Annotated in this window: 17 protein-coding genes; 7 read left to right on the forward strand and 10 right to left on the reverse strand. The window is 57.2% G+C overall.

What is annotated here, in order from left to right:
* The first annotated feature begins 78 nt into the window (after positions 1–78).
* Positions 79–1,779 carry a glutamine--tRNA ligase/YqeY domain fusion protein gene (locus NMB39_RS11410; RefSeq protein WP_198720894.1) on the forward strand — a complete coding sequence of 567 codons (1,701 nt, stop codon included), beginning with the start codon at positions 79–81 and terminating at the stop codon, positions 1,777–1,779.
* Positions 1,780–1,800: 21 nt separating this feature from the next.
* On the forward strand, positions 1,801–3,183 hold the full coding sequence (gene cysS, locus NMB39_RS11415) for a cysteine--tRNA ligase (protein ID WP_056846579.1): 1,383 nt from the start codon (positions 1,801–1,803) through the stop codon (positions 3,181–3,183).
* A 111-nt stretch (positions 3,184–3,294) separates the two neighbouring features.
* Here the strand turns inward: cysS and NMB39_RS11420 are convergent, their stop codons facing one another.
* Positions 3,295–4,656, reverse strand: a complete 1,362-nt coding sequence (locus NMB39_RS11420) for a toxin-antitoxin system YwqK family antitoxin (protein WP_057024289.1) — start codon at positions 4,654–4,656, stop codon at positions 3,295–3,297.
* 448 nt (positions 4,657–5,104) lie between these two features.
* Positions 5,105–5,800 (reverse strand): Type 1 glutamine amidotransferase-like domain-containing protein, encoded by a 696-nt coding sequence (locus NMB39_RS11425; protein WP_494339220.1) that lies wholly within the window; start codon positions 5,798–5,800, stop codon positions 5,105–5,107.
* A 141-nt stretch (positions 5,801–5,941) separates the two neighbouring features.
* On the opposite strand from NMB39_RS11425, the gene NMB39_RS11430 reads away from it, so the two are divergent.
* The 3 genes from NMB39_RS11430 to NMB39_RS11440 all read left to right on the forward strand — a co-directional run bounded on the left by NMB39_RS11430 (position 5,942) and on the right by NMB39_RS11440 (position 8,576).
* Complete coding sequence (locus NMB39_RS11430) at positions 5,942–6,412, forward strand: HIT family protein (RefSeq protein ID WP_057024421.1); 471 nt, start codon at positions 5,942–5,944, stop codon at positions 6,410–6,412.
* 165 nt (positions 6,413–6,577) lie between these two features.
* The gene (locus tag NMB39_RS11435) at positions 6,578–7,351 is read left to right on the forward strand and encodes a GNAT family N-acetyltransferase (protein WP_494339219.1); all 774 of its coding nucleotides are present in this window, start codon (positions 6,578–6,580) and stop codon (positions 7,349–7,351) included.
* A gap of 106 nt (positions 7,352–7,457) precedes the next feature.
* Positions 7,458–8,576, forward strand: a complete 1,119-nt coding sequence (locus NMB39_RS11440; protein WP_057024291.1) for an acyl-CoA dehydrogenase family protein — start codon at positions 7,458–7,460, stop codon at positions 8,574–8,576.
* Positions 8,577–8,604: 28 nt separating this feature from the next.
* On the opposite strand, the gene NMB39_RS11445 is transcribed toward NMB39_RS11440, so the two are convergent.
* The 7 genes from NMB39_RS11445 to NMB39_RS11475 form a co-directional block, all read right to left on the reverse strand.
* The gene (locus tag NMB39_RS11445; protein ID WP_057024292.1) at positions 8,605–8,943 is read right to left on the reverse strand and encodes a Na+/H+ antiporter subunit G; all 339 of its coding nucleotides are present in this window, start codon (positions 8,941–8,943) and stop codon (positions 8,605–8,607) included.
* Positions 8,940–9,218: a K+/H+ antiporter subunit F gene (locus NMB39_RS11450; RefSeq protein WP_043046539.1), complete on the reverse strand. Its 279-nt coding sequence runs from the start codon at positions 9,216–9,218 to the stop codon at positions 8,940–8,942. The genes NMB39_RS11445 and NMB39_RS11450 overlap by 4 nt, the downstream gene beginning before the upstream one ends.
* The gene (locus NMB39_RS11455; RefSeq protein WP_046068664.1) at positions 9,215–9,703 is read right to left on the reverse strand and encodes a Na+/H+ antiporter subunit E; all 489 of its coding nucleotides are present in this window, start codon (positions 9,701–9,703) and stop codon (positions 9,215–9,217) included. Before NMB39_RS11455 ends, NMB39_RS11450 begins: the two co-directional genes overlap by 4 nt.
* Positions 9,700–11,382: a monovalent cation/H+ antiporter subunit D gene (locus NMB39_RS11460; RefSeq protein ID WP_198721478.1), complete on the reverse strand. Its 1,683-nt coding sequence runs from the start codon at positions 11,380–11,382 to the stop codon at positions 9,700–9,702. Before NMB39_RS11460 ends, NMB39_RS11455 begins: the two co-directional genes overlap by 4 nt.
* On the reverse strand, positions 11,379–11,723 hold the full coding sequence (locus tag NMB39_RS11465) for a Na+/H+ antiporter subunit C (protein ID WP_007986256.1): 345 nt from the start codon (positions 11,721–11,723) through the stop codon (positions 11,379–11,381). The genes NMB39_RS11460 and NMB39_RS11465 overlap by 4 nt, the downstream gene beginning before the upstream one ends.
* On the reverse strand, positions 11,723–14,641 hold the full coding sequence (locus NMB39_RS11470) for a monovalent cation/H+ antiporter subunit A (RefSeq protein ID WP_494339218.1): 2,919 nt from the start codon (positions 14,639–14,641) through the stop codon (positions 11,723–11,725). The genes NMB39_RS11465 and NMB39_RS11470 overlap by 1 nt, the downstream gene beginning before the upstream one ends.
* 210 nt (positions 14,642–14,851) lie before the next feature.
* On the reverse strand, positions 14,852–15,781 hold the full coding sequence (locus NMB39_RS11475; RefSeq protein ID WP_306958244.1) for a DMT family transporter: 930 nt from the start codon (positions 15,779–15,781) through the stop codon (positions 14,852–14,854).
* A 93-nt stretch (positions 15,782–15,874) separates the two neighbouring features.
* On the opposite strand from NMB39_RS11475, the gene NMB39_RS11480 reads away from it, so the two are divergent.
* Complete coding sequence (locus NMB39_RS11480) at positions 15,875–16,438, forward strand: helix-turn-helix domain-containing protein (RefSeq protein ID WP_057024422.1); 564 nt, start codon at positions 15,875–15,877, stop codon at positions 16,436–16,438.
* Positions 16,439–16,585: 147 nt separating this feature from the next.
* Positions 16,586–16,945 carry a hypothetical protein gene (locus NMB39_RS11485; protein WP_367236127.1) on the forward strand — a complete coding sequence of 120 codons (360 nt, stop codon included), beginning with the start codon at positions 16,586–16,588 and terminating at the stop codon, positions 16,943–16,945.
* 105 nt (positions 16,946–17,050) lie between these two features.
* Here NMB39_RS11485 and NMB39_RS11490 read toward each other — a convergent pair whose 3' ends face one another.
* A complete protein-coding gene (locus NMB39_RS11490) occupies positions 17,051–17,956 on the reverse strand; it encodes a hypothetical protein (RefSeq protein ID WP_367236128.1) in 906 nt (301 codons plus the stop codon).
* Positions 17,957–18,000 lie beyond the last annotated feature (44 nt).

Consider the following 18,000-nt stretch of genomic DNA (forward strand, 5'->3'; position numbering starts at 1 on the left):
GTTGACAGCTTCGGCTATGATAAGCCCTTTGTTTTATCTGGCCTGACCCGGCCACGAACCTGTCTGTTCAAGGATCCTATGAGCAAGCCCACTGTCGACCCTACCTCGAACTCCAAGGCCGGACCTGCCGTCCCGGTCAACTTCCTGCGCCCGATCATCCAGGCGGACCTGGATTCGGGCAAGCACACGCAGATCGTCACCCGCTTCCCGCCAGAGCCCAACGGCTACCTGCACATCGGCCACGCCAAGTCGATCTGTGTGAACTTCGGCCTGGCCCAGGAGTTCGGTGGCGTCACGCACCTGCGTTTCGACGACACCAACCCGGCCAAGGAAGACCAGGAATACATCGACGCCATCGAAAGCGACATCAAGTGGCTGGGCTTCGAGTGGTCCGGTGAAGTGCGCTACGCCTCCAAGTATTTCGACCAGTTGTTCGACTGGGCCGTCGAGCTGATCAAGGCTGGCAAGGCCTATGTGGACGACCTGACTCCGGAGCAGGCCAAGGAGTACCGTGGCACCCTGACCGAGCCAGGCAAGAACAGCCCGTTCCGCGACCGTTCGGTGGAAGAAAACCTGGACTGGTTCAACCGTATGCGCGCCGGTGAGTTCCCGGACGGCGCCCGCGTGCTGCGCGCCAAGATCGACATGGCCTCGCCGAACATGAACCTGCGCGACCCGATCATGTACCGCATTCGCCATGCCCACCACCACCAGACCGGTGACAAGTGGTGCATCTACCCCAACTACGACTTCACCCACGGCCAATCGGACGCCATCGAAGGCATCACCCACTCCATCTGCACCCTGGAGTTCGAAAGCCATCGCCCGCTGTACGAGTGGTTCCTGGACAGCCTGCCGGTGCCGGCGCACCCGCGCCAGTACGAGTTCAGCCGCCTGAACCTCAACTACACCATCACCAGCAAGCGCAAGCTCAAGCAACTGGTGGATGAAAAGCACGTGCATGGCTGGGACGACCCACGCATGTCGACCTTGTCGGGCTTCCGTCGTCGTGGCTATACCCCGGCGTCGATCCGTAATTTCTGTGAGATGGTCGGCACCAACCGTTCCGACGGCGTGGTCGACTACGGCATGCTGGAGTTCAGCATCCGCCAGGACCTCGACGCTAACGCCCCACGCGCCATGTGCGTACTGCGCCCGTTGAAAGTCGTGATCACCAACTACCCGGAAGGCCAGGTCGAGAACCTCGAACTGCCGCGTCACCCACAGAAAGAAGAGCTGGGCGTGCGCAAATTGCCATTCGCCCGCGAAATCTACATCGACCGCGATGACTTCATGGAAGAGCCGCCCAAGGGCTACAAGCGCCTGGAGCCGAACGGCGAAGTGCGCCTGCGCGGCAGCTACGTGATCCGTGCGGACGAAGCGATCAAGGACGCCGATGGCAACATCGTTGAGCTGCGCTGCTCGTACGATCCGGACACCCTGGGCAAGAACCCTGAAGGCCGCAAGGTCAAGGGTGTGGTCCACTGGGTGCCGGCCGCTGCCAGCATCGAGTGCGAAGTGCGTCTGTACGATCGCCTGTTCCGCTCGCCGAACCCCGAGAAGGCTGAAGACAGCGCGAGTTTCCTCGACAACATCAACCCTGACTCACTGCAAGTACTCACTGGTTGTCGTGCCGAGCCATCGCTTGGCGACGCACAGCCGGAAGACCGTTTCCAGTTCGAGCGCGAAGGTTACTTCTGCGCGGATATCAAGGACTCGAAACCTGGTGCTCCGGTATTCAACCGTACCGTGACCTTGCGAGATTCGTGGGGCCAGTGATTAAGTCTTAAGGGAAACATCGTGCTAACGATCTACAACACGCTCAGCAAGACCAAAGAAGTCTTCAAGCCCCTGGATGGCAACAAGGTGCGCATGTACGTGTGCGGCATGACCGTGTACGACTACTGCCACATTGGCCACGGCCGCAGCATGGTGGCCTTCGACCTGGTGACCCGCTGGTTGCGTTTCAGCGGCTATGACTTGACCTATGTGCGCAACATCACCGACATCGACGACAAGATCATCAACCGCGCCAACGAAAACGGCGAGGCGTTCGACGCGCTGACCGAGCGCATGATCGCCGCCATGCACGAGGACGAGGCGCGCCTCAACATCCTCAAGCCCGACATGGAGCCGCGTGCCACGGACCATATCCCCGGCATGCACGCGATGATCCAGACCTTGATCGACAAGGGCTATGCCTACGCCCCAGGCAATGGCGACGTGTACTACCGCGTCGCCAAGTTCATGGGCTACGGCAAGCTGTCGCGCAAGAAGATCGAAGACCTGCGCATCGGTGCGCGCATCGAAGTCGACGAAGCCAAGCAGGATCCGCTCGATTTCGTGCTGTGGAAAGCCACCAAGCCGGGCGAGCCAAGCTGGGAGTCGCCTTGGGGTGCCGGGCGTCCGGGCTGGCACATCGAGTGCTCGGTGATGTCCACCTGCTGCCTGGGCGAGACCTTCGACATTCATGGCGGCGGCAGCGACCTGGAGTTCCCGCACCACGAAAACGAAATCGCCCAGAGCGAAGCCGCCACCGGCAAAACCTACGCCAACGCCTGGATGCACTGTGGCATGATCCGCATCAATGGCGAGAAGATGTCCAAGTCCTTGAACAACTTCTTCACCATCCGCGACGTGCTGGAAAAGTACCACCCGGAAGTGGTGCGTTACCTGCTGGTGTCCAGCCACTACCGCAGCGCCATCAACTACTCGGAAGACAACCTCAAGGACGCCAAGGGCGCCCTGGAGCGGTTCTACCACGCGTTGAAAGGCTTGCCAGCGGTGGCACCTGCTGGTGGCGAAACGTTCGTGGCACGCTTTACCGAAGTCATGAACGACGACTTCGGCACGCCGGAAGCCTGCGCGGTGCTGTTCGAGATGGTGCGTGAGATCAACCGCTTGCGTGAGACTGATCTCGACGCAGCGGCGGGCCTGGCGGCGCGCCTGAAAGAACTGGCGAGCGTGCTGGGTGTGTTGCAAATGGAAGCCGATGACTTCCTGCAAGCCGGTGCTGAAGGGCGTGTGGATGCGGCGCAAGTGGATGCGCTGATTCAGGCACGTTTGGCTGCTCGGGCTGGTAAAGACTGGGCGGAATCCGACCGTATCCGTGACCAACTGACCGCGATGGGTGTGGTGTTGGAAGACGGGAAGGGTGGGACGACGTGGCGGTTGGCTGACTGACCGTTGAAAGCTGCATGCTGAATAAAAAACGCCCCGACTGGTTCGGGGCGTTTTTTGCATATTGCTAAGTTTTTCGAATTAAACCTCTATTCGTGTCCAAGACCTGCATAGTCAGAGCGGAGGTCTCACCGAACACGGCTCTGAAATTTTTCCTGCTTGGTATTGGCAGTCTTCTATCAACGTCCCGTCTCGGCCCCACTGCCGTGATTGTCCGTTTCTCTCGCCGTGTGCGTATTCGGTAGAATAAAGTTGAGTTCCATCCTCAGACCAACCTTGCATCTTTCCATGAAGTTTTCCATCTTTATAGATTGAGTGCTTTCTTTTTTGTCCGTTGTCATACCATTCTATGTCGTCGCCTTGGCGGTTATGATTTTCGTCTTGTTCCCATTGACTGACTTTTATGCCGTCAATGTTCCATTCGTGGCTTATTCTAATGCGCTGATTTTTATAGAGTGTTTGTGATTCGGTCTCGCCGTTTGCGAAGTATTTGACGTCCCAGCCATCCAACTGCCCACGGTCATAATCTTGTATATTTTTTAGTGTGCCGTCTTCATAGTAATAATTTGATATTCCTGAGCGACTGCCGTCTAAGTATTTTTCCATGGATTCAGGATTTCCGTTAGCGTACAGTTTGACTCTTGGGCCATTTAGCACTCCATTTACATAATGCTCACGGATCTTGATTTTTCCTGTCAGGTCGTAAGTTATGTACTCGCCGTCAGTGATAATTCCGTTATTGTAATTTATGGATTTTTCAATTTTTCCGTTTTTGTGGCGAACAATGCTTTTTCCTTCACGTTGCCCCTGCGCACTCATTTCAATAGAACTCGAAACCATGCCGTTGCTATGAAAGGTGCGGAATTTATGGATGAATTTGCTCGCAGCATAGTCTTCATTGTCGACGAATCCATCGGCCGCAATCTTCTTAGTTTTTTTATCGTAGATATATACTTTCCAGGCTTTTAGTTTTTGGTCATAAGTTTGGGGTTGCTCTATGAAAAAAAGACTGCGCGCAGCTGGAACGGGTCGGTAATTCTTGTCTAGGTACATTTTTCCATCAATTAGCACATCTGTGAGTGATCTGCATATTTCACCCGTGCAGGTAGCGAATTTGGTTGCCATTGGTATTTTTCGATCACAATCGTGATGTGTGATAAATAGTGCGGCTCCATCATCAGCGTATTTTTTGATCTTCTTAACTTCTGCTAGGAAATTTTCGACAGGAACGCCGATGGAGTCCGGTGTGATATGCAGTTTAGAAGTGCCACAACTGTGTTCTGTCGAAAGCGTCAGACGAACTGCCGCCATGAGCTTTACGCCGAAAGAGTCCGTGGTTTCTGTATCCATGTCGAGATAGGTTGCATTCATTTTTATATTTAGGATTGTCGATAAGTGAGTCTGTTCGGCTTGAGCGTATATTGCATTCGAAATGAGTGCTAGTGTCACTAAGAATTTCTTATATTCGAATTGCATCCCGATTGTCCATTAACTGACTTGTATAGAGAGGGTAAAGTTTTGGGTGGCGGCTGTGCGTGACTTCGATTTACGTTTGAGTGGAAGGTGTGCCCGCTAGAAACGCTCAATGGAGTATCGGGCACCAAAGAGAAGACTATGGGTCAATCGTTGACTACAAAGAAGAGAGGGTTTCTGGCGCGGACGTAGGATGTTTCTTTGGAAAATATGTCACGGTGCTTTACGTTGTTCGTGCTTGCGGGTGTTCAATAGCTGACGGTAAAAGGGGGGGGCTACTTGTACCAACATAGCGGCATCCCTCATCACTTCTACCTTTGAACACCGTTCAATTTAGGGCTGCTTCTTTAGGTGGACACTGTGCGTCTAGAGTTTAACCGAGCTGCGAAACCCGGTCGCTGAATTTGCAGCGACCGCCAAAGATTAGGCGGCCATTTTCTGAGCAGCAACCCTAAAGAGCTGTAGGGCGTTTCCTTGCAATAGGCTCCGAAGTGCTGCTGAGTTCATATGCACTACCAGTCGTGTAGTTATGGACAGTCGCATGGTATTCACCGTTCTTGAAATGCAGGGCAACGCCGTCATCCAGCGCGTAGGCGGGGTGTATGTTTTTAAGTCGAACCAGTTCAACAAACGAAGATTTTCTCCCCACCTCTGAACTGAAGTGCGGGCACAGCGCGCCAGGGAGAAAACCCAGCCCGTCGACCAGCGCATATACGCCGCCTGAGTCGGAATGCCCATGGTCGAACCAGCAGATGGCGCCGGCACTGACGCCGCAAAGCACTTTGCCGTGTTCCTGGGCTTGCTTCAAAAGGGCGGCCACGTCAAATTCACGCCAGATGGCCAGCAAGCCTCGGGTGTTGCCGCCGGCCACGTGGATGATGTCAGCCTGTTCAAACAGCGCGGCAACATGACCCGGGGCTGGAAAAGGCGGAATGAAAAACGTCAATGGCACAACGGTGCAGCCGGCGCTTTGGTATTTGAGCGTGAAGTCGGCAATCTTCGCACGATCATCGCCACTGGCGGTGGAGATATAGAGCACCGTGGGCTGGGTTTTGCCCGACGAAGCGACGATATGTTCGTCGATGCGGGTCATGCGCGTCATGTCTTCGCTGGACTCGCCGCCGATGACAATGATGTTTTTATCCATGGTGAACTCCTGTCTCAGCACAGCGGGCATACCCAGGTCTTAGGACATTTCCCAAAATGCCCGTAGGGTTTGACGCTCATTCCATCCTAGCTTTAGATGGTTGCCACGACCAAACCCAAGACGAAACTGGCGGTGATTCAAATGGATTGTATTTTCTGCAGCATTGTCCGCAAAACCTCCCCGGCCCATATCCTGTGGGAGGATGACCAATATATGGCATTCCTGTCGATCTTCCCCAACACACCGGGTTTCAGCGTGGTGATTCCCAAGCAGCACTATGGCAGCTATGCGTTTGCGCAGTCGGATGAAGTGTTGGCAGGGCTCGCGGTCGCAGCAAAGAAAACCGCACAACAGATCGACCGCGCATTTCCTGATGTGGCGCGTACGGGGATGATCCTGGAAGGGTATGGGGTAGATCACCTGCATGCGAAGTTGTTTCCCATGCATGGAACGGGTCAGGACAGTGCGTTCAAGCCGTTGAGCTCAAAGGTTGATAAGTTTTTCGAGATGTATGAAGGCTATATTTCATCGCATGATTCTGTGCGGGCGGATGATAAAGCGCTGTCAGCGTTGGCGACGCATATCAGGACGTTCAAAAGCCCTCAGCCTTAGACGCTTCACGAAAAATACTGGCGTTTCATTGCTTTTTTTCGTTTCAAGTAACGAAACCGCTAAAGTCAGTGGCCTTTCGGAGTTCCCCTACAGAGCACTTCTAAAAAGTCGGGTAGGTTTTATCTGCTGCTCGGCTTTTCGAATTGCTGTTAAAAGGGGATATGCATGAGTTTGCAGAAGGAGCCCAGTCATACGGACTCAAGTGAGAAGATTAAGCTTGGTAAGTTAGTCGTTGACCTTGCAAGTAGTCAGGAACAAGTGCGCGAAGCACAGGCACTTCGTTATAAGGTGTTCACTGAAGCTTTCAGTGCACCTGCGTTGGCTAATGCTGAGGAATTAAATGTCGACGAGTTTGATGAGTGTTGCGATCATTTGATTGTTCGTGATACCGCAACGTCGTGCGTGGTGGGTACCTATCGTGTAATGGGACCTACGGCTGCGCAGCGCATGGGGCGCTATTATTCAGAGAAAGAATTTGATCTGAGTCGGCTGGATTATTTAAAGTCTCGCATTATTGAAGCGGGACATGCTTGCGTTCATCCTGACTATCGTACGGGTAGCGTCATCATGATGTTGTGGTCCGGGCTGGCCATGTATATGCGGCGCGAGCAATGTGATTATTTAGTCGGTTGTGCCAGCGTGAGTTTGGCTGATGGTGGTCACAATGCTGCCGCCTTGTACCACTCCTTCACACCAAAAAATTTTGCACCAACCGAATATCGCGTGACGCCTTATAAGCCATTTCCCGTTCACGAACGTGAGGCTGGACATACTGCACATATGCCGCCTTTGTTAAAGGGCTATTTGCGCAGTGGTGCCTGGGTGTGTGGCGAGCCGGCATGGGATCCTGATTTCCATTCGGCTGATTTTTTCATGTTACTGCCATTGTCGAAATTGGATGGCCGTTACGCACGTCATTATTTTAAGTCATCCAGTTGATGTCCGGCCAGTGCGAGTGGTTGTTGGCTCAATATCTCTATTAAATATCCATTGATTCACTCTTTGGGTATTGGACTTTTTATCAAGCGCTCGAGGTTTGATTAGTATGTTTTTAGACGAAGAAAGAAGTGTGGCCTTTGAGTTGGTTCCACACATGGCATCCGCTCTTGAAGCCGCGTCGCTCCTTGAGCTTGAGCGCGGAGAGTCTCACCGCTTAGCCAATATGTTTAGAACGATTGGCCAGCCAGGGCTTGCGGTCGCAACGACGCTGGCTGGTGGGGGCGTCAGTGCGGTCAGTTTGGCGCAATTACACACCTGGGTCGGTGCACATTGCCCCTCACTGGCGGTGATGATGACCATGCATCACCACACAGTCGCCGGAGTGATGGCGGCCAGTTCTTTCTTGCCTGATATTCAGGGGCTATTAAGCGCCGTTGCGCGCGACAACCTATTAGTTGCCTCTGGATTTGCAGAAGGGCGGGCACACGCTGATATTCTAGAATCAACCATGGCTGTTGAGAAAACAGCCCATGGCTACGTTGTGAATGGAAGCAAGAAACCCTGCACGATGACCCATCACTTTGACGCAATCACGTTCGGGGTTAATTACATTGATCCTGATGGACAGACTCATCTGGGCATAGGCGTGGGTTTTGCTGGCGATTCAAGTATCGAACGGAAAAAGTTCTGGTCTGTACCGCATTTGCAGGCGGCAGACAGTCACGAAGTCATGTTCAATAATCTATTGGTTCCCGAGTCCATGATGTATTTCAGTAAAGTCGTGGATGATCAGCTGGATGATGATCAACAAGGAACGGGTAACCACTTGTTTGCTATCTGGTTTCAGCTGCTGGCTTCGGCTTCCTATCTGGGGATGGCATCAGCTTTGGCCAGGCGGGCATTGTCATCTCATAAAGGTTCGCCGGATGATCGGGCCCTGCTGCTCACTGACCTGCAAGGCGCCACGATGGCGCTGCGTGGCTTGGCTGTTTCGATAGACGAAAATCGTTTTTTGCGTCGTGACTTGGCGCGTGCACAGGCGACAAGGTTTGCGGTGCAGGAAGCCGTAAATCGCATTAGCACGCGCGCCTTCGAAATCATCGGAGGCATGGCATTCATGTCCGATGAAGAAGTCGCTTATCTACTGGTCGCTACGCGTGTATTGGCATTCCATCCGACATCCAGGGCCGCGAGTAGTCACTTTTTGTGTGAGCAACTGAGCTAAGCCCTGTTTCAGACGCTGCGCCGTAGGATCAGCGACGGCTGCTAACCTCGGCCGGTACGTCATCACCGGCCATGCGTTTGCGGAACAACGCGGTGCGCGCCAGCAGCAGGGTAGTCACCGGCACGGTGATCGACAGCAAAATCGGGATCAACCAGCCATGCAATACCGGCCCGGACTTGAGCGTCGAAAAGTAGATGATCGACGCCAACGCCACACTCCATGCGCCCAATGTCGAGGCGAGCGCGGGTGGGTGCATGCGCTGGAAAAAGCTCTTCATCCGCAGCAAGCCGATAGCACCGATCAGTGCAAACACGCTGCTCACTACCAGCAGCACGGCTACGCTCACTTCAACCCATAACGGCATCATTCAATCACCTCCCCACGCAGCAGGAATTTGGCCAGGGCAAACGAGCCGACGAAGCCGAACAGCGCAATCAACAACGCTGCTTCAAAGTAGGTGTCACTGGCATACCGGATGCCCAGCACCAGCATCATCAGCATCGCCAGGATATACAGGTAGTCCAGCGCCAGTACCCGGTCCTGGGCCGAGGGGCCTCTGAACAGGCGGATCAGGGTCAGCACCATGGCCAGGGAAAACAGGAACAGGCTGGCGAGGATCGCATTGGAGAGCAGGGCGCTCATTCGAAGATCTCCATCAGGGGCCGTTCATAGGCGTGCTTGAAGTGCTGGATAAACTGCGCTTCGTCATCCAGGTCGAAAACGTGCAACAGCAGGATGCTGCGGTCCAGGGCCAGTTCCGACCAGACGGTGCCTGGGGTCACGCTGGTGATCATCGCCAGCACCGCCAGGCCATTGGCGTCGCGCAGGTCCAGGGGGATCTTGATAAAGCGCGAGCGCGGCGCTCGTGTGCCGCAGGTCAGGACGCCCCAGGCCACATTCAGGTTGGAGAGGATCACGTCGCGGCCCACCAGGAAAAACAGGCGGACGATCACCCCGGGGCGGCGGATGCGGATCGGCAACGGCCGCAGCGGCGCCATCAGCAACGGTGCGAGAAAGCCCAGCAGCGCGCCCAGCAGCAGGTTGCCGGGGCTGATCGACAGATTCAGCACCAGCCACAATACCCATAACGCCAATGACAGCCACGGAGCAGGGAACAAACGCTTCATGGCTGCACCTCCAGCGCGGCGGCCTGGGCTTCGGGGCTGGGTACCGGGCGTGTCGCCAGCACTGCCATCACGTAGCGCTCCGGGTTGTTCAGGCTGTCGGCGGCGGCCTGGGTGTAACGCATCAGTGGCTCGGCCTTGAAGGTCAGCAGGATGCTGAGGCCGAGCAAAAAGAAGATCGGCAGGCACTCGTTACGACGCAACAGCGGCGATGGGCGCTCTTCCGGGGTCCAGAAGCGCTGGATGCCCAGGCGCGCAAAGGCGATCAGCGAGGCTAGCCCGGACAGGATCAGCAATGCCACCAGGCCCCAGGCCGCAGGGCGAATCGGTTCATCGATGGCATTGCCCAGGCCCAACGGATTGATCAGCGCACTCAACAAGCTGAGCTTGCCGATAAACCCCGACAGCGGCGGCATGCCGATGATCAACAAGGCGCAGGCAATAAAGCTCAGGCCCAGGAAGGCCATGGTCCAGGGGATCACCTGGCCGACCACGGCTTTCTGCTCATCATCCAGGTTCACCCCAGGACGCGGATGCAGTGACTCCATGGCCTTGGGCAACGCATCGATTTCTTCATCCAGCGGCAGGTCGTTGGCCGAACGCGAACGCTCGATCAACTCCGCCAGCAGGAACAACGCACTCAACGCGAGGGTGGAGCTGACCAGATAGAACAACGCCCCCGCGGTCAGGCTCGGCTGGGCAAACCCCACTGCCGACAGCAGGATCCCGGCCGAGACCAGGATGCTCAGGCTGGCCATGCGCTCCAGGCGCTGCGCCGCCACCATCGCCAGTGCCGCGCAAATGATGGTCGCCATGCCGCCATACACCAGCCAATCGCCGCCAAACAGTGCGGAAGCCCCGGCCTGGCCGGAAAACAGCAGGGTCCATAGGCGCAGTACGGTGTACACGCCGACCTTGGTCATGATCGCAAACATCGCCGCCACCGGCGCGCTGGCCGACGAGTAGGCGGGCGCCAGCCAGAAGTTCAGCGGCCACATGCCGGCCTTGGCCAGGAACGCCGTGGCGAGGATCGCCGCGCCGGCATGCAGCAGGCCACGATCCGCTTCCGGCACCAACGGGATTTTCAATGCCAGGTCGGCAAAATTCAGCGTGCCGGTGACGCCGTAGATCATTGCCGCGCCGATCAGGAACAGCGACGACGCCAGCAGGTTGATCGCAATGTAATGCAGGCCTGACGACACCCGGGCACGACCGGAACCATGCAACATCAAGCCGTAGGACGCCGCCAGCAGCACCTCGAAGAACACGAACAGGTTGAACAGGTCGGCGGTCAGGAACGCGCCATACAAACCCATCAACTGGATCTGGAACAGTGCATGGAAGCTGGTACCCGCCCGGTCCCAGCGGGCCATGGCGAACAGCAGCGCGCTCACGCCGATGATCCCGGTCAGCACCAGCATCATTGCCGACAGTTGGTCCACCACCAACACGATGCCGAACGGCACCTGCCAGTTGCCCGGCAGGTACACGCCAATCGAGCCGGGGCCGCTTTGCTGCGTCCAGTACAGCAGCAGGATCGCGATGCCCAGGCCGATCACACTGGAGAACAGATTGATCTGGGCTTTCAGCGGGCGACGCTTTTCGCCCAGCATCAGCATCAACCCGGCCGTGAGCAGTGGCAGCAGGATCGGCGCGACAATCAGTTGGTTCATCCACGTCATTCCTTGGGCTCCCGGCCGTCCACATGGTCAGTGCCGGTCAGGCCCCGGGACGCCAGCAGCACCACCAGGAACAGCGCGGTCATGGCGAAGCTGATCACGATGGCCGTCAGCACCAGGGCCTGGGGCAGCGGGTCGGTGTAGTGGAGCAGGTCCTGGGGCACGCCGTCCTTGATAATCGGCTCCTTGCCAATGAACAGGCTGCCCATGCTGAAAATGAACAGATTGACGCCGTAGGACAACAGGCACAGCCCCATCACCACCTGGAACGTCCGTGGCCGCAGGATCAACCAGACGCCGGAGGCCGCAAGGACCCCAATGGCTATTGCGATGACTTCTTCCATCAGGCGGCTCCTTCGGTTGCGGCAACTTTGGCCTGGTTGCTCGGTTTATGCGCCCGCACCGACTGATGGCCGAGGGCAGTGAGCATCAGCAGCGTGGAGCCCACGACCATCGCGTACACGCCGACATCGAAGAACAGCGCACTGGCGATATGAATGTCGCCCAGCAGTGGCAGGCTGAAATGCCAGGTATGGGTGGTCAGGAACGGGTAGCCAACGAACAGCGCGCCCAGGCCAGTCAGGGTCGCCGACAGCAGGCCAAAGCCCATCCAGCGCATCGGCCGCAGGCTCATTTGCGCCTCGACCCATTGGGTACCCGCCACCATGTATTGCAGGATAAACGCCACTGACATCACCAAGCCGGCAACAAAACCACCGCCCGGTTGGTTGTGGCCGCGCATGAACAGGTAGAACGAGACCACCAGCGCAATCGGCAGCAGCAGGCGCACCAGCACCGCCGGCACCATCATGAAGCCCAGGGCGGTGTCGCTGGCCTGGCGTGGGTTGACCAGGTCGGTGGCCACGTCCGGTGCCAGCTGGCGCTGTTGTGGCGGCAGCTCCATGCTTTCCTTGGAAGGGCGGAAGCGTCGCAGCAGGGCATAGACGGTCAATGCCACGGCGCCGAGCACGGTGATCTCGCCCAGGGTGTCGAAACCGCGGAAGTCCACGAGCATCACGTTCACCACATTGCTGCCGCCGCCTTCGGGCAGGGCGCGGCTCAAGTAGAACGAGGAGATATCGTTGGGCGTCTGGCGGGTCAGCATCGCGTAGGACAACAGCGCCATGCCGCCGCCCACCACGGTGGACAGCAGGAAGTCGCGCACCCGGCGAATGCGCGCCTTGCGCAGGGTGTTGGGCAGTGGCCACACCTCTTCGATCCGCCGTGGCAGCCAGCGCAGGCCGAGCAGGATCAGCACGGTGGTGACCACTTCCACCACCAGTTGGGTCAGGGCCAGGTCCGGCGCCGAGAACCACACGAAGGTGACGCAGGTCATCAGGCCGCACACGCTGACCATGGTCAGGGCCGCCAACCGGTGGTACTTGGCTTGCCAGGCCGCGCCGAGGGCGCACGCAATTGCCAGCAACCACAGAGTGACGAACACGATGGAGCCCGGGATCTTCGGCCGGTCGCCCCAGCTGAGGCCACTGTTGAGCATGGGGATCATCGCGCCGACCACCGCCAGCAGCACCAACAGGAACAACTGGGTTTGCAGGCGCTTGGTGCTGATGCGTTTCTCGATCCGGCGCACGCCGCGCATCATCACCACCAGGCTGCGCTCGAAACCGCGCTTGCCGTTGAAGTAGCTGATCAGCGGCGGGTACTTGAAGCGCCCGCGCTTGAGTTGCTTGCGCAGCAGCAGATACAGCACCACGCCGCCGCACATGGCCACCAGGCTCATGATCATCGGTGCGTTCCAGCCGTGCCAGATCGCCAGGCTGTATTCGGGCAGCACGCCACCGACCACCGGCAGCGCCGCAGCGGCAAGGATCGAACCCACCACCTGGGCCGGGAAAATCCCCACCAGCAGGCAGGTGAATACCAGCAGTTCGACCGGCGCACGCATCCAGCGCGGGGGTTCATGGGGCGTGTGCGGCAAATCGGTGGCGGGCGGGCCGAAGAACACATCCACGGTGAAGCGCAGGGCGTATGCCACGCTGAACGTACCGGCGATGGTCGCGATCAGCGGCAGGGCGATTTCCACCCATTGGGTCGAGGAGATAAACACGGTCTCGGCGAAGAACATCTCTTTGGACAGAAAGCCGTTGAGCAGCGGTACCCCGGCCATGGACGCACTGGCGACCATGGCCAGGGTCGCGGTAAACGGGATCAGGCGTACCAGGCCACTGAGCCTGCGGATATCCCGCGTGCCGCTTTCGTGGTCGATGATGCCCGCCGCCATGAACAGCGACGCCTTGAAGGTGGCGTGGTTGAGGATATGGAACACCGCGGCGACGGCGGCCAGCGGGCTGTTAAGGCCCAGCAACAGGGTGATCAGCCCGAGGTGGCTGATGGTGGAGTAGGCCAGCAGGCCCTTGAGGTCGTTTTGAAACATGGCGCAGTAGGCGCCGAGGAGGAGGGTGAGGGCGCCGGCACCGCCGACGATCCAGAACCATTCTTCGCTGCCGGACAGCGACGGCCACAGGCGGGCCAGCAGGAACACGCCGGCCTTCACCATCGTCGCCGAATGCAGGTAGGCCGAAACCGGCGTCGGTGCCGCCATGGCATGGGGCAGCCAGAAGTGGAAGGGGAACTGCGCGCTTTTGCTCAAGGCGCCGACCAGCACCAGGGCCAGCATGACCGGGTACAGCGAATGCGCACGAATCTGATCGCCCGCTGCCAGCACCAGGTCCAGGTCATAGCTGCCGACGATATGCCCCAGCAGCATCACCCCGGCCAGCAGGCACAAGCCGCCGGCACCGGTGACCATCAGCGCCATGTACGCCCCACGCCGCGCATCGGCGCGGTGGTGCCAATACCCGATCAGCAGGAACGAGAACAGGCTGGTCAATTCCCAGAAGAACACGATCTGAATCAGGTTGCCGGAGATCACCAGGCCGAGCATGGCGCCCATGAACGCCAGGAAAAACGCGAAGAAACGCGGCACCGGATCATCCGGCGACATGTAGTAACGCGCATACAGCGACACCAGCGTGCCGATGCCGAGCACCAGCATCGAGAACAGCCAGGCAAACCCATCCATGCGCAGCACGAAGTTCAGCCCCAGGCTGGGCAACCACATGAATTCTTCGCGGATCACGCCACCGTGGGCGATCTGGGGGTAGAGCAGGGCTACTTGAATGGTGCCGACCAGCGCCACAAGGCCGGCCAACAGGGATTCGGTGTTACGTGCATTGTGCGGCAGCAAGGCCGCCAGACAGCTGCCGATAAAAGGCAGAAGCAGTAGAACTATCAGGGACATAGGCTTCTAATCTGCGGGAGTTTGGGATGCATCATACGTGCCGCTTTCGCGATCACCAAACGGCAAGATGTGGCAGGATCCTACAAGATAGGCCGAAGACTCTCATTTGGCATTGTTTCAGGTGGCCGCTTTCCAACCAACGGCCCCGGTCAATGTGGGAAGGGGCTTGCCCTCGATGGCTATCTGAAGTGCGCCGCTGCAGTTCGGACCTCAACCATGACGTTCCTGTTCCATCTCATCGATCAATTCGACGGCCTTCTGCCCTCGCGTCTTCAGCTCACTCACAATCACCGCCACCACAATCAACACCGCCCCCAGCATCGCAATCGGCGGGAACCGCTCTCCGGCAATCCGCCCGACCACCCCGGCCCACACCGGCTCACCGGCGTAAATCAAGGTGGCACGGGTGGGTGACACACTCTGCTGCGCCCAGTTCATCGCTACCTGGATCACCGCACTGGTCAGTCCCAGGCCCACCGCGCTGAACAGCAGCAACCACGAAAAGCCCGGCAACGCCTCGCCCATCGGCACCACCAGCATGAACGACAGCACTGACGCCGTTGCCAGTTGCACTACAGTTACCCGGCGCACGTCCACCTGCCCGGCAAACGCGCTGATCAGAATAATCTCGGCCGCAATCGCCACCGCGCCGATCAAGGTAGCGATTTCACCCGCGCTGAAATCCAGCGAAGCGCCCGCAGGGCCTGTCAGCAGCATCAATCCGGCAAACGCCAGCATGATGCCGATGCTTGGCATCAACCCCGGACGCTTGCCGAGCACCAGCCACTGCAATAACGGCACGAAGGGTACATACAGCGCGGTGATAAACGCCGACTGGCTGCTCAGGATCGTCTGCAAGCCAATGGTCTGCAAACCGTAGCCAAACATGATCGCCACGCCGATAAACATCCCGGCCTTCAGCTCAAACAGCGTCAGATCGCGCAAGGTGCGCAAGGAAAAGCAGCCCACCACGATAGCGGCGGCGGCAAAGCGCAGGCCAACGAAAAACATCGGCCCGCTGACGGTCATGGCATGCTGTACGAGCAAGAAGGTGCCGCCCCAAAACATGGTGATTACCACCAGGATGCATTCGGCTTTGCTGAAACGATTGAAACGCGAAGGGGGGTTCGGGGCGATCATGGCGGCTCGGTCTTGCAAGGGAAAAGCACGGACCGCACAATGCGCCGCACTGCTGGGCAGTATAATGCGCACACCTACCAATTGAGCAATATAGTGCACAAAGAAAATCCGCAACGGGCCTCGGTCCTTCAACACGTCAGCCAGAACGTCCGTCGCCTGCGTCATGCCGCCGACCTGAGCCAGACGGCGCTCTCGGAAAAGTCCGGGGTCAGCCGGCGCATGCTGGTAGCGATTGAAGCGGGGGAGAAGAACGTCAGCCTGTCCACCCTCGACCGTGTGGCCGAAGCGCTGGAGGTGGCATTCAGCGACTTGATCCAGGCCCCGGATGCGCCTGACCATAGTCGTATCAATGAGCTGGCCTGGGCCGGTGAGATCCCCGGCAGCAAAGCCGTACTGCTCGCCAAAGCCACCGCCCGGCGCGAAGTGGAATTGTGGGAGATGCGCCTGGAGCCGGGGGATCGCTACAGCCCCGAGCCAGACCCGGAAGGTTGGAGCGTGCAGTTGTTTGTGTATGAAGGTGCATTGACCCTGTTTCTCGACGACAAAGAACACACCGTCGCGGCCGGGGAGTTCTATATGTTCGCCAGCCGGCAATCCCACGGCTATCGCAATGAGGGTGATGTGGCGGTGCGATTTGTTCGTAATGTCGTGATCTAACCGGGCCGTCAACTGGTTTATACCTGTTAGTGTTCACAGTAGAGCAAACCTGAAAAAACGCGTTTACTCCATTCGACAGCCAGTGAGTCTTGAGTTGCTTCGGCAATTTGGGCGGCACCAGCGTTATAAAAAAATGGAGATTTCGTAATGATCACCAAACTGCACAAAGTTGTTGCGGCCACCAGCGCCTCAATCAATGCACCCTACATTCAGGAAGCTGTCGGCACGGTTATTCATCTTGGTGATGTAGTAAGCGGCGGCACTTATGTAGTCGACACTTACGAAGGTATAGAGGTAGGGGATCTGTTGACGGTGTTCTACCAGAGCTGCATTGACGAGTGGAAGGCATTTTATGTGGTGAGCGCCAGCGACATGGGTCGGCCAATTATTTTCATGCTGCCGGCGGAGGCGTTCGTTCTTGGGGCGGCGTCAGCCCGTTATATGATCACTTCCCGCGTGGGTAACGTGGTGCAATCCCCTGTCGCAAAGTATGAAGTCAGACGCTGAACCGCTTTCTGATCAGTTAAAACCGTAGGCGCTTACCAGCGCCTACGGTTTGTGCGTCACGAGTCTAAGTACTTCAAACTTGCGGGGCTGAAAATAACAGTGGGTCTATTTTTCGATGCTGAGTTTCCCATTATTGACTTCTATACGGAGTTTAGTGCCATCTGTAAGTGTCGCGGTCCCGGTAAAGTGGTAGACGCCTGACAGGGGGCCTTCTAATGTTTCAAAGTCAGGAATTGAGGTCAGCGTAATCGTACCGCTCTCGCTTGGCCAGGCGACGTTTCGATTGAGGTCGAATACAAATGCACGCACCTGTCTGTTATCCAGACTGAAGTTATAAGCGCCCGGTACAAGTCCCTCTGCAAAGTTGAAGACTACTCGGTAGTCAAACGGTTGCGGATCAGGCGCTGGGACAAACTCTCGTGACCATACGCTGGTATGGGCTGGAAAACTACCTGACGCAGGCTGGGTTGTGAGCGCAGTCTCCATCGACCGATAGGTCCGGTTGACGGCATCGCTGATATCGCAGGTCACTGAACCTGTTGCGTTGGCCTTGCGGCGTTTCGTCGTGCCTTTAACTTTCATATCGCCATTTGTAAGGGTGACGATTTGTGTACCACTTTGCGCTTTAAAGTTGAAAATGAGGTGTACTGTCTCCTCGGCGGGATCCAAAGTAACCTCCACACTTCCGCTAAAGGCAGTATAGGGACGGAATGTATGAGAAGTTCTTTTTACCCATGAAGCATTGGCTTTTCCTTGAGCGTCCCATTCTTTGACGATCTCATAAGTTTTTTCTATGACATGGCCCTCGTTGGGTAAAATCAGCTCGATTTGTTGGTGATATTCAAACGACACGGGATCGGTGAGGGCTGATATGAACCATCGGTTGCGATCTTCATCCAGGTAGAAGTGAATCGGGGGGCCTTCAAAGCGTTTCAAGTCGGCATCGCCCTCCACGACGGCAGTGCAGGTTCCCGAAATAAGTTTGGCTTTGGAGTGATTAGGCTTATTCATTTGATGTTTCCTTTGGAAGGAGGGGCACGATGAATAGGCTATGG

The sequence above is a fragment of the Pseudomonas sp. FBCC-B545 genome (assembly GCF_059134095.1).